Origin of the sequence: Stenotrophomonas sp. 1337, from assembly GCF_031455455.1 — a bacterium.
Classification (GTDB): domain Bacteria; phylum Pseudomonadota; class Gammaproteobacteria; order Xanthomonadales; family Xanthomonadaceae; genus Stenotrophomonas; species Stenotrophomonas indicatrix.
In genome coordinates this window covers 1-16,144 of sequence record NZ_JAVDSR010000026.1, presented here as the reverse complement: position 1 = coordinate 16,144, position 16,144 = coordinate 1, and the positions used below count along the sequence as shown (strand labels likewise).

Annotated in this window: 14 protein-coding genes; 12 read left to right on the top strand and 2 right to left on the bottom strand. The window is 66.5% G+C overall.

The window, feature by feature from the left end; genetic code table 11:
* Nucleotides 1–228: 228 nt before the first annotated feature.
* Entirely contained in the window at nucleotides 229–639 is a 411-nt protein-coding gene (locus tag J2X70_RS20550) for a hypothetical protein (protein ID WP_309911931.1), read from the bottom strand.
* A 423-nt stretch (nucleotides 640–1,062) separates the two neighbouring features.
* Between J2X70_RS20550 and rodA the strand changes: the two genes are divergently transcribed.
* The 5 genes from rodA (at nucleotide 1,063) to J2X70_RS20525 (ending at nucleotide 6,838) form a co-directional block, all read left to right on the top strand.
* On the top strand, nucleotides 1,063–2,139 hold the full coding sequence (gene rodA / locus J2X70_RS20545) for a rod shape-determining protein RodA (protein WP_189487016.1): 1,077 nt from the start codon (nucleotides 1,063–1,065) through the stop codon (nucleotides 2,137–2,139).
* 474 nt (nucleotides 2,140–2,613) lie between these two features.
* On the top strand, nucleotides 2,614–2,865 hold the full coding sequence (locus J2X70_RS20540; RefSeq protein ID WP_025878710.1) for a hypothetical protein: 252 nt from the start codon (nucleotides 2,614–2,616) through the stop codon (nucleotides 2,863–2,865).
* Between the two features lie 272 nt (nucleotides 2,866–3,137).
* Nucleotides 3,138–4,283: a lytic murein transglycosylase B gene (gene mltB / locus J2X70_RS20535; RefSeq protein ID WP_033832243.1), complete on the top strand. Its 1,146-nt coding sequence runs from the start codon at nucleotides 3,138–3,140 to the stop codon at nucleotides 4,281–4,283.
* The gene (locus J2X70_RS20530) at nucleotides 4,280–5,518 is read left to right on the top strand and encodes a septal ring lytic transglycosylase RlpA family protein (protein WP_033832242.1); all 1,239 of its coding nucleotides are present in this window, start codon (nucleotides 4,280–4,282) and stop codon (nucleotides 5,516–5,518) included. Before mltB ends, J2X70_RS20530 begins: the two co-directional genes overlap by 4 nt.
* A gap of 102 nt (nucleotides 5,519–5,620) precedes the next feature.
* A complete protein-coding gene (locus J2X70_RS20525) occupies nucleotides 5,621–6,838 on the top strand; it encodes a D-alanyl-D-alanine carboxypeptidase family protein (RefSeq protein WP_032975369.1) in 1,218 nt (405 codons plus the stop codon).
* Between the two features lie 210 nt (nucleotides 6,839–7,048).
* Here the strand turns inward: J2X70_RS20525 and J2X70_RS20520 are convergent, their stop codons facing one another.
* The gene (locus tag J2X70_RS20520) at nucleotides 7,049–8,122 is read right to left on the bottom strand and encodes a lipid A deacylase LpxR family protein (RefSeq protein ID WP_025878706.1); all 1,074 of its coding nucleotides are present in this window, start codon (nucleotides 8,120–8,122) and stop codon (nucleotides 7,049–7,051) included.
* 280 nt (nucleotides 8,123–8,402) lie between these two features.
* On the opposite strand from J2X70_RS20520, the gene J2X70_RS20515 reads away from it, so the two are divergent.
* The 7 genes from J2X70_RS20515 to gnd all read left to right on the top strand — a co-directional run bounded on the left by J2X70_RS20515 (nucleotide 8,403) and on the right by gnd (nucleotide 15,870).
* Entirely contained in the window at nucleotides 8,403–8,681 is a 279-nt protein-coding gene (locus J2X70_RS20515) for a YbeD family protein (protein WP_025878705.1), read from the top strand.
* Between the two features lie 56 nt (nucleotides 8,682–8,737).
* The gene (gene lipB / locus J2X70_RS20510) at nucleotides 8,738–9,382 is read left to right on the top strand and encodes a lipoyl(octanoyl) transferase LipB (RefSeq protein ID WP_223483263.1); all 645 of its coding nucleotides are present in this window, start codon (nucleotides 8,738–8,740) and stop codon (nucleotides 9,380–9,382) included.
* Nucleotides 9,383–9,399: 17 nt separating this feature from the next.
* Entirely contained in the window at nucleotides 9,400–10,410 is a 1,011-nt protein-coding gene (lipA, locus tag J2X70_RS20505) for a lipoyl synthase (RefSeq protein ID WP_059065144.1), read from the top strand.
* 318 nt (nucleotides 10,411–10,728) lie between these two features.
* Nucleotides 10,729–12,906: a carboxy terminal-processing peptidase gene (locus J2X70_RS20500; protein ID WP_025878702.1), complete on the top strand. Its 2,178-nt coding sequence runs from the start codon at nucleotides 10,729–10,731 to the stop codon at nucleotides 12,904–12,906.
* 174 nt (nucleotides 12,907–13,080) lie between these two features.
* A complete protein-coding gene (locus J2X70_RS20495; protein WP_033832021.1) occupies nucleotides 13,081–13,698 on the top strand; it encodes a DUF2242 domain-containing protein in 618 nt (205 codons plus the stop codon).
* Nucleotides 13,699–13,727: 29 nt separating this feature from the next.
* Nucleotides 13,728–14,954 carry a hypothetical protein gene (locus J2X70_RS20490; protein ID WP_309911933.1) on the top strand — a complete coding sequence of 409 codons (1,227 nt, stop codon included), beginning with the start codon at nucleotides 13,728–13,730 and terminating at the stop codon, nucleotides 14,952–14,954.
* 10 nt (nucleotides 14,955–14,964) lie between these two features.
* Complete coding sequence (gene gnd / locus J2X70_RS20485) at nucleotides 14,965–15,870, top strand: phosphogluconate dehydrogenase (NAD(+)-dependent, decarboxylating) (protein ID WP_279208729.1); 906 nt, start codon at nucleotides 14,965–14,967, stop codon at nucleotides 15,868–15,870.
* Nucleotides 15,871–16,144: the final 274 nt, after the last annotated feature.

Sequence of the window (16,144 nt, the reverse complement as noted above, 5' to 3'; positions counted from 1 at the left end):
GTCGCGCTGGCTGCCTGATCCCCAACTGTCCAACTTTAGGGGGTCACTTCACCCTGGGGGCTTGGCCGCGGCATCCATGCCGCGGACACCCCCGCGAACCCACCCCGCCCGGCCTCTGACAGTTTCCTGCGGTGGCCACCCACGCAAAGAGAAATAAAGCAGAGCAGAAGCGGGTCGCTTCGCTCTTTGTGGTGCCGGGCCATGCTTGGCTCTTCAGGAATGCACGCGTCACGCGGCCTGCAGCTGCACATCCACATATTCCGACAGCCCTCGGCAGGCCAGCAGCAGGCCTTCGCGGGCGTCGTCGGGCAGGTGCTGCGTGTCGTCGCCGTCCACGCGCACGCGTTCGCTGGCGTGCAGCAGTTCCAGCAGGAAGGTCAGCCCGGCATTGGCGCGGTCGATGCGCGCCATCGCCATGCACTGCGCCCGCGTTCGCCCTTTGCTCGGCCACGGCTGGCCATCTGCCGCTTCCACCTGGCGGATGCGCTGCAGGCAGTCCAGCAGGGTAGGGCCGCCGGGCGCGTTGGCTGCCTGCGTTGCAGTGAGCGTGGTTTCCAGCGCGCGGGCGATGTCATGCGGCAGCTGGTGAGCAGCCTCGCCCAGCGTGGCGAACAGGTATGGGTAGGTGGAAGCGGACATGGCGGGGTCCTCGTGCGGTCGGCAAGGGCCACCCCGCGTGGAGGCGAGGGTGGCAGGCGATGCGTGGCTCCAATACCGGTGATAGACGCTGGAACGCCGGCGGGCACGAGGCCCTCCACGCACCGCCCGCCAAAGACGCACGGACGGATTGCCAGCCGACGCCGCTCAACAAGGAAAAAGCGACGCCGGCTGGCAAGCGTAAACAACGCATCTATCAAACGGGATTGGAGTCCCGTGCCACCCGTTGTCGGTGGCCGCACATGATGTGCACGGGGCCCTTGCGGCTCCAATCAGAATTGTTTGAAACCCGGAAAATCCGGGCGCCCAAGACAGTTGTCGCCGAAGGAGTCGATAGCGTCAAACAGCGCTGACAGCTTCGCGAAAGCGCCGGTTGCTACCGTGCCGCGGGTGAAATGGAAACGAATGCTTGGTGGCTGCCGTGAGGCGCTGCGCACGATCGATCTGCCGTTGCTGATCGCGTTGTTGATCCTGATGGGCGCAGGCCTGGCGGTGCTGCACAGCGTGAACGGGCCGGTGCACGGGCAGGCGATGCGCTTTGCCGGTGGCCTGGCCGCGATGTGGCTGCTGTCGCGGGTTTCGCTGCTGCGCCTGCGCGCGTGGACGCCGGCGATCTATGCACTGTCGATGCTGCCGCTGATGGCGGTGTACGTGATCGGCACCGGCAAATACGGGCAGCGCTGGCTCAACCTCGGCGTGTTCTACCTGCAGCCTTCGGAACTGCTCAAGCTCAGCCTGCCGTTGATGATGGCCTGGTATCTGCACCGCCAGCCGCTGCCGCCATCGCCGCGCACGGTGCTGACGGCCGCAGTACTGATCGGGGTGCCAGCGCTGCTGATCCTGATGCAGCCCAATCTCGGCACTGCCACCCTGGTCACCGCCAGCGGCGTGTTCGCCCTGCTGCTGGCGGGTCTGCAGTGGCGCTGGGTGGCGGCCGGACTGGGCGCGGTGTCGGTGGCTGCGCCGTTGGCCTGGTTCGGGCTGCTGCGGCAATACCAGAAGAATCGCGTGCTGACCTTCCTGGATCCGGCTGCCGATCCGTTGGGTACCGGCTGGAACATCCTGCAGTCGCGCATCGCCATCGGCTCGGGTGGCATGCAGGGGCGCGGCTGGGGCCACGGCACACAGGCCACGCTGGATTTCCTGCCCGAGTACACCACCGATTTCGCGTTCTCGGTGCTTGCCGAGGAATTCGGCTGGATTGGCGTGGTGGTGGTGTTCGCGCTGTATCTGTTCGTGGTCGGGCGTTGCCTGTCGATCGCGGTGCAGGCACGCGACACGCACGCGCGGTTGTTGGCCGGCAGCCTCGGCCTGGCGTTCTTCGTGTACGTGCTGGTCAACGGCGGAATGATTTCCGGATTGCTGCCGGTGGTGGGCATTCCGATGCCGTTGATCAGTTATGGCGGCACCTCGGCGGTGTCGTTGCTGGCGGGGATCGGGCTGGTGATGGCGGTGCGGGGGCATCGGCCGGTGCACGCGTAGGTTTCCAGCCAACGGCGCAGCCCCTCGTGGGTGGGGGCGGGCGGGTCGTGGAAAGCTGGATTGCTGAGGGCTGGCCGGGCGGGTGGATAGTGCGGGGACGCCGTGAACCCATCCCTGGGGGCTTGGCCGCGGCATCCATGCCGCGGACACCCCGCACTACCCACCCGCCCGGCCGCTGACAGGTTCCTGCAGCGTCCACCCACGCAAGAAGAAAAAAAGATCAAAAGCAAAAGCAGCATGGCCGGTTGCCCACGCTTCCTGTAGAGCCGAGCCCACGCTCGGCTCAGAGCGAAGCGACCCGCTGTTGCTCTTCGCTCTTCTTTTTTCTCTTTGCGTGGGTGGAAGCTGCAGGAACCTGTCCGTGGCCGGGTAGATGGGTTGCGCAGGGGTGTCTGCGGCATGGATGCCGCGGACAAGCCCCCAAGGATGGGTTCACGGCGTCCCCTGCGCAGCCCATCTACCCGGCCAACCCTCATGAATCGCTTTGCGCCCACCCACGAGGGGCTGCGCCGTTGGCCGACCTTCGCCGCCGATGCGCGCATGAATCTGCGCAAGCGCATTTCTGTAATCGTTCCCACAACGCCGCACAGCAGCATCGCCGCTGACGAAGTTCCATTAAAAGTGGGCGCCAATTCACATTTTGACGCCGCGTTGATCCTGATCAATGGACTTGTCGCAATCGGCCTGCACAATGGCGGCCCGTTCGGCATGGCGCGCCGTCTTTGATGCAGCGCGAGGGGCGTCGGATGGGAAAGCAGTACTGATCCAACGGGTACAGGGAGCGCGGAGCACTGCCACTGGGGAGCGGCAGCCGCGCAGGTACCGACCGGGTCCGGCGGCCGGTTGCGTCTGCGGGGATGGGGACGCAACCGGCAACCTCTGCCTGAATGGGGCAGGTCAATCACAACGTCTTCACATTTCGCACTGAACGCGTGCAAATCGTTGTGATTCATGGTGTTAGGGGTTTTAATTCATCCATGACCTGCTAACCTGCGGTGATGATTCGACGTTCTCTGGCCTGCATGCTCACCCTCGGCCTGGTCGCCTGCGCGACCCAGCCGACGTCCCCACCGACTTCGCCACAGGCCAGCAGTACGCCGCGCCACCCGGCGGCCAAGCCCCACGGCCCGGCCGAGGCCGCGCCGGAAGCGACCGCGGCCACGGCAGCACCGGTCGATCTCACCCCGGTGCCGTTCGAAACCGCGCGCGCCAGATTCATTGCCGACACCGCCAAGCGCTACGGCCTCAAGCCCGACGAGATCCGCAACGTGCTCGACCAGGCGCAGGTGCGCCAGCCGATCATCGCCGCCATGTCGCGGCCGGCCGAACGGGTCAAGCCGTGGAACGAATACCGGCCGATGTTCATCAGCAAGGCACGCATCGATGGCGGCAAGGCGTTTCTTGCCCAGCATCGCGCCGAACTGGACCGTGTGCAGCAGCGCACCGGCGTGCCGGCGGAAGTGATCGTGGCGATCATCGGCGTGGAAACCAGCTACGGCAAGAATGCCGGCAGCCATCGCGTGCTCGATGCGCTGTACACCCTGGCCTTCTATTACCCGCGCAGTGGCGACCCGGCCAAGCTGGAGCGCGAAGTGCGCCGCGAGCTGTTCTTCCGCGATGAACTGGCCAAGCTGTTCGAGCTGGGCCGCGAGGAAAAGCTGGACATCACCACGCTCAAGGGCAGCTATGCCGGTGCGATGGGCATGGGCCAGTTCATGCCCTCCAGCTACCTGGATTACGCCGTGGACGGCAACGGCGATGGTCGCCGTGACCTGTTCACCAGCTACGACGACGTGTTCTCGTCCATCGCCAACTACTTCGTGAAGAAGGGTGGCTGGGTGCGCGGCGGCCAGGTTGCCGTGCCGGCCACGCTCGCCGCCGGCCGCGAGGAGTTCAACCCGACCGAGTGGATGCCCACCTGGTCGCTGGCCGACCTGGCCCAGCGCGGCTACCAGCCCAGCGCGCCGGTGCAGCCGGGTGCCACCGCCACCCCGATCACCCTTGAAGGCAGCACCGGCAAGCAGTACTGGCTGGGCTTCCAGAACTACTACGCAATCACCCGCTACAACCTCTCGAAGATGTACGCGATGGCCGTGTTCCAGTTGTCGCAGGCCATTGCCGGACAGGAGCTGCCCCCGGCATGAACATCAGATGGCTGGTCCCTGGATTGATCGTCCTCGCGCTGGCCGCCTGCAGCAGCGCGCCGAAAAAGCCGGCGACCGCCGGCCACGGTGGCAAGCCGTCCGGCACGGTGGTGCAGGGCAAGGGTGGGCGTCCGGCGCATTGTCCGGAGGGCTCGCCGTACGCGGCGGCCACCGAGGACCTGTCCACCCGTGGCAACTACACCGCCGGTGGCCTGTACAAGCCCGGCGTGAAAGACACCACGCCCAGTTACGTGCCCAACGTGGCCTGTATTCCCGAGCCGGTGGTGACCAATGAGGATCGCTCGGCGATCGGCAACAAGTCGCCCTACGTGGTGCTGGGCAAGCAGTACAAGGTGCTCGACGACACCCGCAACTACGTTGAACGCGGCACCGCTTCGTACTACGGCGCCAAGTTCCATGGCCGCCTGACCTCCAACCGCGAGGTCTACGACATGTACCAGTTCACCGCTGCGCACAAGACCCTGCCGCTGCCCAGCTTCGCCCGCGTGACCAACCTGGACAACGGCGAATCGGTGATCGTGCGCGTCAATGATCGTGGCCCGTTCCACGATGGCCGCGTGGTCGATCTCAGTTACGCCGCCGCTGTGCGCCTGGGCATCACCCAACGCGGTACCGGCAACGTGGAAGTGCGCGCAGTGCAGCCGGGTGAAACCAACCTGATGGCGCAGAAGCCGTCGCGCCGCGAACGCCGTGCTGCTGAAGCGGCTACCGCTGCCGTTGCCAGCGCACGCCCCGCACCCGCCGCACGTGCGGTTGCCGACAGCGACATCGATCGACTGGTCAAGCGCCTGCCGGCCGACGCCGCGCCCGAGCGCGGCCAGCCGGCTACCACCCAGGCCGCTGTCAGCACGATGCCGGAAGTGGCGGTCAGCAGCCTGCCGCCCAGCGCACCCGCGTCGCGTCCGGCAGCGCCGGTCGTGGCCAACGCCATGCCGCGCGGCCCGGCCCCGGCCAGCAGCCCCAGCCTGTCGCAGAAGGTGGTGGGCGCGGTGATGCTGCAGGTCGCCAGCTTCTCCAACCGCGACAACGCCAACCGGGCGATGGGCCAGCTCAACGCTGCCGGCATCGTCGGTGCCACCATCAGCGACATCGCTGCCGGTGGTCGTACCCTGTGGCGCCTGCGGGTACCCGCCAGCGACCATGCCAGCGCGGCGGAACTTGCCGGGCGCATCTCGGGTCTGGGCTTTGGCTCGCCACAGATCGTCAAGGACTGATTCCGCCCGGGCCGGTGCTGCCGGCCCTTGCCACCTCGGCCTTACAATGGCCACCTCGCCCCATCCTTCATTTTCCGGCCGTCCCCTGGAGCCTGCTGTCCCATGAATTTCCGTTCCGCCGCCACTGCCCTGGCCGCCACCCTGGTGGTGGGCCTGGCCTCCGCCCAGACGCCGCTGCCGACCCCGGCCACCCCGGCGCCTGCCGCCGCTGCTGCCCCCGCCACCGTGGCCACGCCGCCGGCGCCTGCACCCAGCGTTTCCAAGGCCTGGGTGCTGATGGACTACGCCACCGGCCAGGTGCTGGCAGGCGAGAACATCAACGAACAGCTGGCCCCGGCCAGCATCACCAAGGTGATGACGTCGTACGTGATCGCCGCCGAGGTCAAGAACGGCAAGGTCCGTCCCGATGACCAGGTGATGATGAGCGAACGCGCCTGGCGCGAAGGTGGTGCCGGCACCGACGGCAGCTACAGCGGCTTCCCGGTCAACCAGACCGCGCGCCTGGAAGACATGGAAAAGGGCATGGCGATCCAGTCCGGCAATGACGCCGCGATCGCCCTGGCCGAGCACGTGGCCGGCAGCGAAGAGGCCTTTGCTTCGCTGATGAACAGCTACGCCGCCAAGATCGGCATGAAGAACTCGCACTTCGTGAACGCCCACGGCCTGACCGCCCCGGGCCATCACAGCAGCGCCTACGACCTGGCCCTGCTGGGCCGCGCGATGGTGCGCGACTACCCGGAAACCTACGCGTACAACAAGATCAAGGAATTCCAGGTCGGCACCATCAAGCAGCCCAACCGCAATCTGCTGTTGTGGCGCGATGGCAGCGTGGACGGCATCAAGACCGGCCACACCTCCGAGGCCGGCTACTGCCTGATGAGCTCGGCCCAGCGCGGTGACCAGCGCCTGGTCGCGGTGGTGCTGGGCGGCGCGTCGGAAAAGCAGCGCGCCGATGACAGCCTGGCCCTGTTGAACTGGGGCTTCCGCTTCTTCGAGACCCACCGCCTGTACGAGCCGGGCAAGGCCGTGGCCGAGCACAAGGTATGGAAGGGCACCACCGACAAGGTGCAGCTGGGCGTGGCGCAGCCGATGCTGGTCAGTGTGCCGCGCGGTCGTTACAACGACCTGAAGCCGAGCATCGACGTGCCCAAGACCCTGGAAGCGCCGTTCACCGCTGGCCAGCAGATCGGCACCGTCAAGGTCACCCTGGATGGCAAGCTGGTGGCCGAAGCGCCGCTGGTGGCTGTGGCCGCCGTCGAGCAGGCCGGCTTCTTCAAGCGCCTGTGGGACAGCTTCTGGATGTGGTGGGAATCGGAATGATCCGCAGCCTGCTGCGGTGAATGAAAAAGGCCGGCCAATGCCGGCCTTTTCTGTTTCGGTGTATCGGCATTCATGACCCCGCCCGGAGGTGGTAGTGCCGGTCGCTGGCCGGCTCCTCATGACATCGGCCGCGTGTGCAGCCAGCCGGCCAGCGGCCGGCACTACATGACCTCGTGCAGCCAGCCGCCGCCACGACCATCAGCCCCTCGCTTACAGCGAGCGGCTGATGGTGAAGCTGCCGAACACCGGGGCTTCGCGCTGGCCATTGAACTCGCGGGTGCTGTGGTAGCGGGCTACCGCGAACTTCCAGCGGCCGCGCATCACTGCCACGCCGTAACCGCCGTAGGCGACCACGTGGCGCTTGTCCACGCTGTGGCTGTTGCGGAACGTGTTGCCGTCCAGGGTGATATCGCGGATCACCCACGCCGCATCGGTGGTGGCGAACATGTGCCACGACCAGCCACTGGGCTTGCCACCCCGGGTCGGCGCGGTGTTCTCGCCGGCCGGGCGCAGCGGGGTGCTGCCGAAATCGTCGGGCAGCTTCCAGCCGAAACGCACTTCGCCGCCAACGTTGGCCTTGGTTTCCAGGTTGCCGATCGAGCCGCCGTAATGGCTGATCGCATCCCAGCCCCAGCCGTCGGCATTGATGCTGGCATCGCCCGGCCAGCGGCGCATGCGCTCGTGGGTCAGCATGAACACCGGTTCGTTGTGCAGCTGGTTGTCCCAGCCCTGGAATTTCTCATCACCCAGCACGTCGTGCACCGCGTTCTGCACCTGCCGGCCCTGCGCCCACGGGCCCACCACGCCCAGGGTCAGCTGGGTGGTCTGCAGGTGGTCGCCGCTGCGTGCGTTGTAGCCGAAGCTGGCCACCAGCACGCCCGCATACGGGCGGTCGTCTTCGATCAGGTCCTTCCGGGTGAAATCGGTGGGGGTGAAGATGCCCTGGGCCAGGCTGAAGATCATGTTCTGCTGTTCGAACCTGCCCGGGTGCAGTGCCTCCAGGTGGCTGTTCACCCAGCGCGCCAGGCGCGGCAGGCACGGGTCGTCGGTGTAATCGACCAGGTTGGGCGAGACCAGGGTCAGCTGGGCGCCGTTGGTATAGCCCTGGTCCTGGTGGCGGCCGCCGAACAGGTCGTTGTCGACGCGGAAATTGACCTGCGGCGGATGCTCGCGCATCGCGTCCGGGCCGCATTGCTCGGCTGCGTAGGCGGAAAGGGGGAGGGCGGTGGCCAGCAGGCCGGACAATCCAAAGGATGCGAGGTAGCGCATGGATGGGATGATCATCGGGAAGGGGGCTTTTGTCTGTCGTTTTATGCAACGACACGGTACTCCCGGCGCTGTGATGGAACGAGCGCGCTGGGATCACTTGTCTGTTCCGAAAACAACATTGTCTGATCGATACAATCGGTTACCGCAGGTGAAGCCGCAGCGATGGGACCGGGGCCCTGGGAGGTGGGTCCCAGCCTGAATGGATGTTCAGCTGCAACGCAGCGGCCCGCCCGCAGTGCCGCCGGCTTACATGAATACTCTTGGGTTTGTTGCCCTGCGGCCCGATAATGGGCGCATGGAAATCAAGTCCGACAACCCCGAACACGGCTTCCAGTTCCCCGGTCAGTTCGAGCTCAGCGCGATGGGCCCGGCCAACCGCGGCCTGGAGCATGAACTCCCCCGCCTGCTGCTGGCTGCTGGCGTCGACGTGGTGAACGAGCGCATCAGCTGGAAGCATTCGTCCAACGGCAAGTACGTCTCGGTGCGCCTGGTCTTCCGGGCCGAGAACCGCGATCAGTACGACGTGGCCCACCAGGCCCTGCGCGACCACCCGGAAGTGAAGTGGACGGTGTAGCCGTCAGCTGCCCTGCCGAAGCGGCGGCCCCCGAGGCGCGCCCGCCGCGCCCGGCGGTGGTCCGTGACCTGGGGCGCCAGGCCTACGAGCCGGTCTGGCACGCCATGCAGCGTTTCACCGACCAGCGCGACGATGACACGCTGGACGAGCTGTGGGTGGTCGAGCACGATCCGGTGTTCACCCTGGGCCAGGCCGGCAAGGTCGAACACGTGCTGGCGCCGGGTGAGATCCCGGTGGTCCACGTCGATCGCGGTGGCCAGGTGACCTACCACGGCCCCGGCCAGATCGTGATCTATCCGCTGCTGCGGCTGCCGCGGCTGGGCATCGGCGTGCGCGACTACGTATGCCGCATCGAGCAGGCCATCATCGACACCCTGGCGGAATGGAACATCGGTGCCGAACGGCTCGATGGCGCCCCGGGCGTCTACGTCGGCGGCGCCAAGATCGCCGCGCTCGGCATCCGCGTGCGGCGCGGCTGCACCTTCCACGGCCTGGCCTTCAACGTGGCCATGGACCTCGACCCTTTCCACCGCATCAACCCCTGTGGTTACGAGGGGTTGCAGGTGACCACGGTGCTAGACTTGGGCGGTCCGTCCGGGATGGACGCCGTCAAGCCGGTGCTGCTGGACCACCTGGCCCGCCAGTTCGGCCTGCTGCTGCAGCCCGTGCCTGAACTGCCTGATCTCTCTGCGGCCGCCTGACCGCCCCCGGAAACGCCATGACTGAAACCACTGCCCGCACCATTCCCCTGCAGATCGTGCAGGCCGAGCTTCCGTCCACCGCGCCGTTGCAGGCCGGGGTCAAGCAGATGGGTGGGGACAAGATCAACCGTTCGCCGGTGCAGTTCGCCGACGTGCCGGTGCTGCGCAAGCCCTCCTGGATCCGCGTGCGCATTCCTTCGGGCAATGCCGTGCAGAACCTGAAAGCCAAGCTGCGCGAGAACCGCCTGGTGACCGTGTGCGAGGAAGCCAGCTGCCCGAACATCCACGAATGCTTCGGCCACGGCACCGCCACTTTCATGATCCTGGGCGAGGTCTGCACCCGCCGCTGCTCGTTCTGCGACGTGGCACACGGCCGGCCGAAGCCGCCCGATGCCAACGAGCCGGCCAGCCTGGGCCAGACCGTGGCCGACATGGGCCTGAAGTATGTGGTGGTGACCAGCGTCGACCGCGATGACCTGCGCGACGGTGGTGCCCAGCACTTCGTCGACTGCATCACCGCCATCCGCGAGAAATCGCCGGGCACCCGCATTGAAGTGCTGACCCCGGATTTCCGCGGCAAGGGCCGCATGGAGCGCGCGCTGGAGATCCTGGCGCAGAACCCGCCGGACGTGTTCAACCACAACATCGAAACCGTGCCGGACCTGTACCGCAACGTGCGCCCGGGTGCCGATTACCAGTGGTCGTTGAACCTGCTGAAGAACTTCAAGGCGCAGCACCCTGACGTACCGACCAAGTCGGGCATCATGCTGGGCCTGGGCGAAGACTTCGAACAGATCAAGGCCACCATGCGCGACCTGCGTGCGCACAATGTGGACATGATCACCATCGGCCAGTACCTGCAGCCGACCGCGCACCACCACCCGGTGCTGAAGTACTGGACCCCGGACGACTACAAGGCGCTGGAAGTCTACGGTTACGAGCTGGGCTTCAGCCACGTGGCCTCCGGCCCGATGGTGCGCTCGTCGTACCACGCCGACGTACAGGCCAAGGGCGCCGGCGTCCAGTAAGCGGTTGCGCGATGCGCGCTACCGCTTCCCACGGTGTGCTGCGCACACCGTGGGCCCCGGCTTACCACCACCCACACCCCCGCCGCTTCGCGGCCGCCCCCTGACTCAGGGGGCTTGCAACCCGACGGCCTCCGTAACCTGATAGACGTCACCGCAAGGTGGGCCGCTCTTCAGCCATTCACAATTTGCTACACCGGCCCCGCTAGGCTGGTTTTCCACTGGAAGTGGACGGGTGACAAACCCGGCAACTTTCGGCACTGTCGTGGTGTCTGAACACCCTGCAGTCTCCCCCTTGGCAAGGCGCCTTCGAGCACGTCAATGAAATTCAAAGCCCCCGCATTCCTGATGGCCCTGGCGCTGGTCGCGCCGTTGGCGCTGGCGGCCAAGGCCGACTCGCCGGCGTTGCCGGCGGCGGCTACCGCCGATCAGGTGACCACCTCCAAGCTGGTCTACGGCCTGTTGTCCGACAGCCGCTACGCCTATCGCCCGCGTGCGCTCGATGAAGCCACCTCCAAGGATGTGTTCAAGCGCTACCTGGAAACGCTGGACGGCGGCAAGCAGTACTTCACCCAGGCCGACATCACCCGCTTCGCACCGTTCCAGGCCGGCATTGCCAATGCCATCCGCGGCGGCGAGCTGGAGCCGGCCTTCCAGGTGTTCGCGGTCTACAAGCAGCGCGTCGGCGAGCGCGTGGCCTATGCGCGCAAGCTGCTGAAGCAGGAACCGGATTTCACCACCGACGAGCGCTTCGAGTACGACCGCAAGGACGTGCCGTGGGCAGCGTCCAACGCCGAGCTCGACGAGCTGTGGCGCAAGTCGGTGAAGAATGACTGGCTGCGCCTGAAGCTGGCCGGCAAGAAGTCCGATGACATCCGCAAGACGCTGGACAAGCGTTACGCCACCCTGGAAAAGTCGGTCAACGAGCTGAAGGGCGAAGACACCTTCCAGTTCTTCATGAACGCCTACACCAGCGCGGTTGATCCGCACACCGATTACTTCACCCCGCGTACCGCCGAGAACTTCAACCAGGCGATGTCGCTGTCGCTGGAAGGCATCGGCGCGCAGCTGCAGCGCCAGGACGACGTGGTGGTGATCCGCGAGATCATCGCCGGTGGTCCGGCGGCCGTGGACGGCACGCTGAAGCCGGGTGACCGCATCGTCGGCGTCGGCCAGGGCAAGTCCGGGCTGGTGGAAGATGTGATTGGCTGGCGCATCGATGATGTCGTGGCCAAGATCCGTGGCGCCAAGGACACCCAGGTGAAGCTGGAGTTCATTCCGGCCGAAGCGGGCGTCGACGGCAAGCACCACACCCTGGTGCTGACCCGGCAGAAGGTGCGCCTGGCCGAACAGGCCGCCAAGGGCGAGACCATGACCATCCCGGCCGTCAATGGCGAGCCGGCACGCAAGGTCGGCGTGATCAAGCTGCCGACCTTCTACCAGGACTTCGAAGGCCGTCGTCGCAACGCCACCGATTACGCGTCGGCCACCCGCGACGTGGCCAAGCTGCTGGCCGGTTTCAAGACCGACAAGCTGGACGGCGTGGTGCTGGACCTGCGCAACAACGGTGGCGGTTCGCTGGATGAGGCCATCGAGCTGACCGGTCTGTTCATCGAGCAGGGTCCGGTGGTGCAGGTGCGCGAATCCGGTGGCCGGGTCACCGTCAACAGCGACCGCAACCAGGGCGTGGCATGGGACGGTCCGCTGGCCGTGCTGATCAACCGTGGTTCGGCCTCGGCGTCGGAAATCTTTGCTGGTGCCATCCAGGACTACGGCCGCGGCCTGGTCATCGGTGAAACCAGCTTCGGCAAGGGCACGGTGCAGAACATCGTCGACCTGGACCGTTGGCCGAGTGGCGAAGCCCAGCGCTTTGGCCAGGTGAAGCTGACCATCGCCCAGTTCTTCCGCATCAGCGGCAGCAGCACCCAGCACAAGGGTGTGGTGCCGGACCTGGCGTTCCCGGCCAGCGTCGATGCCACCGAGTTCGGCGAGAGCACCTACGACAATGCCCTGCCGTGGACCCGTATCGCCGCGGTGCCGCACACCCAGTACGGCAACTTCGCGCCGCTGCTGCCGAAGCTGGAAACGCGTCACGACGCGCGCATCGCCACCGACAAGGAATTCCAGTGGTGGAACGAGGACGTGGAGCAGTTCCGTACTGAAGCGGCGAAGAAGTACGTCTCGCTGAATGAAGCGACCCGACGTGCCGAGCGCGAGCGCCAGGACACCCAGCGCAAGCAGCGCCAGATCGTGCGCAAGGAACTGGGCCTGGCCCTGGACCCGCTGGCCGATGACAGCAGCGATGACGGCCTGACCGGCAACGAGCGCGATATCGTCAAGGATGCCGCCCGCGAGAAGGCCGCCGAGAAGCGTCCGGATCCGTTGCTGCGTGAATCGGCCTCGATCCTGGCCGACGCGGTGAACCTGCTGGAGGCCGACCGTCCGCTGTCGGCGCAGGTGCTGCCGCAGTCCACCGCCGCAGGCCGCTGGGCCGACTGATTGACTGAAAAAGGGGACGGAGGGGTCAAGTCGTTAGTGGCACAAACGACTTGATCCTTCCGTCCCCTTTTTGCATGAACCGGGTACAACGGTGGGGGACGTGCCCGGTGTTTTCGACCCGGCGCACACGGGCAGGGGGCTACCCTCGGGGATACCGTCTTCGCAGGAGTACCCATGCGGGCCTCCCTTCTTTCTGCTTCCCTGCTGGCTGCCACCAGTGCCTTGGCATTGACCGCCTGTGGCGGTCGTGCCGCCGACAGCAGTCTGTTGCGGGAGTCCTTCGACTCCGGCGACACCTTCTCGCGCACCGTCGATGGGCGGCCGGCCGAAGCCTGCGAAGCAGCCCGGCGCACGCTGCTCAGCCAGGGCTATGCGATCGCACGCTCGGACGATGCGCAGGTGGAAGGCAACAAGAACTTCCAGCCGCGCGAGGACGACCATGAGCAGCTGGTGCTGCGTATCTCGTGCGCGCCGCGTGGCAGCCAGGCGTTGGTGTTCGTCAGCGCCGTGCAGGACCGCTATGCACTGAAGAAGAGCCCGACCTCGGCCAGTGTGGGCGTGGGCGCGCTGGGCTCGGTGTCGCTGCCGTTCGGCAGCAATGACGACTCACTGGTGAAAGTGGCCAGCAGCACGATCACCGATGCCGAGTTCTATCGGCGCTTCTTCCAGCGCCTGCAGCAATACCTGCCAGCGGCAGCGAAGCCAGAGCCGCAACCGCAACCGGCCGCGTCGCCGCAGCCTCCTGCCGGGCCTGAGCCCGAACCAGCGCCGGCAGCAACGGACCAGGGCTGAGCGTGCGCGGCAGGGTGATCGCGTGGGCCCTGCTGCTGGGCTGGCCCCTGAGCACGCTGGCCGCTACGGCCGAGTGCAGCCAAGGCCTGCTGCAGCGGCTGGGATGGCGCTTTGAAACCGCAACGATTACCACGCCACAGGTAGAGGGTGGGCCGGTGTGTACGCGTGCCTCGCTGGCCGAAGCGCAGGCGGCCGGTGATCTACGTGTGCGTTGGCCCGGAACGCTGGCCGAGGCCGACCGGCAGGCCCTGTTGCAGCAGTTGCTGGATGACCCGGCCACGGTCTGCGCCTACGCCTTTGAACTGGGCGGCGCCGTGCAACGCGCTACGCAGGCACTGCAGGACAATGAATCCTTCCGCTTCACCGGTGTGCAGCTGGGCTGGATCGGCTTTGGCGCACGCGGCGCCCCGGCACAGGGATGGCAGCGGGTGCGCAGCTTCGGTCGTGGCTATGTGCCGGCCGCCAGCAACAGCCGCGCGCTGGATGCGTTCTATACGGGCCACGTGCGCGCCGAGTGCGGCGTCGGCCGCCAGGTCGCGCAGCTGGCCACGCAGCGCGAGCTGTACGGCGATGCGGCCTTCGATGCGGAATTCGCGCCCGCCGAACTGTCCATCGGCACGTTCCTTGGCCTGCACGACACCGACAGCATCCTGCTGGGCGCGCAGGCCGGCCAGTTCATGGCCGACGGCAAGGCCGTGCGCACGTCGGCGATGGGGCGGCAGGCCTTGGTCGGGCTGCCGGGCTTCATCGAACACGTCTTCGACAAAGGCACCTTGGACGATCTGAGCAACCAGGCGGAGAACTTCGTCGTGGTGGAGGTGGGCGCAGGCGCGGCGCAGGCACTGGCGGAGCACGGTGGCCTGGCCTGGTATGACCAGCGCAACCGTGCCCTGTGGCAGCTGGCGCAGGGCATTCCGCGTGTCGGCCAACGCTATTTCGAGCGGCTGTTGTACGAGCGCGATCCGGCGCTGCGTGCGCAGCTGGCCCCGCGCTATCGTGACGTCGTGCAGCAGATGGACCAGTTGCTGGACGATCCGTTCTACCAGCAGTTCGTGATCTACGCGCACCCACGCGGTATACGTCCTGTCGGCTACCACATCATCCGCCTGCTCGACCGGAATCCGCGCACGCCGTTTTCCATCGACCTGGCGTTGCACAATCTGCATACCACGCTCTACCGGCGTTGGCGCGAGGCGCAGTTGCGCCACTGCGCAGCCACCGGCAGGCCAGGCAGCCTGACCCTAGACCCCAACTGAAGGTGAAACAATGGATATTGCAATGATCGGCCTCGGCCGGATGGGCGCCAACATGGCCCAGCGCCTGCACCGCGGTGGCCACCGCGTTGTCGGCTACGACCCGGGCGAGGGCGCCCGCCAGCGCGCCGCCGAGGCCGGCCTGGAGGTGGTTGATTCGCTGGCCGCAGCAGTGGCCGCGCTGCCGGTGCCGCGCGTGGTGTGGTTGATGGTGCCCGCCGGCGAGACCGTGGACCAGACGCTGGGCCAGTTGACCCCGCACCTGGCCGAAGGTGACATCGTCATCGACGGTGGCAACTCCAACTACCAAGACTCGATCCGTCGCGCCAAGGCGCTGGTCGAAGATGACCTGGGCTACGTGGACTGTGGCACCAGCGGCGGCGTGTGGGGCCTGCAGGAAGGCTACAGCCTGATGGTGGGTGGCGATGCCGCGGTGGTCGAACAGATCGCACCGCTGCTGCGCACGCTGGCACCGGCCGAGGACCGCGGCTGGGCGCGCGTCGGCCCTTCCGGCGCAGGCCACTTCACCAAGATGGTCCACAACGGCATCGAGTACGGAATGATGCAGGCCTACGCCGAAGGCTTCGCGTTGATGGAGCGCAAGCAGGAGATGGAACTGGACCTGGCCCAGGTGGCCGAGGTCTGGCGCCACGGCAGCGTGGTGCGATCGTGGCTGCTGGACCTCAGCACCGAAGCACTCAAGCGCAATCCCTCGCTCGATGGCATCGCACCATACGTGGAAGATTCCGGTGAAGGCCGCTGGACCGTCGCCGAAGCGATCGCGCTGGACGTACCGGCCCCGGTGATCACCCTGTCGCTGCTCGAACGCCTGCGTTCGCGCGAATCCAATTCGTTCACCGACCGCCTGCTGTCAGCGATGCGCAACGAATTCGGCGGCCACGCCATCAAGAAGTCGTAAGTACCGGTTTTATGTAGATCCACGCATGGCGTGGATCTACTGTGTCGACCAAGGTCGACACCCACCAAGAGCAGCCATGGCGTGTTGACCAAGGTCGACACCCCCAAGAGCAGCGGACAACTGTCGAAGGCGGGGTGGGTCCGGTTGCGGGGGTGTCCGCGGCATGGATGCCGCGGCCAAGCCCCCATGGTGAAGTGACCCCCAGGAGTTGGACACCTGATCCAACCCCGAGGGTTACATGAATAGATATGAGGTTTGTTTCAAATTGCAGGTC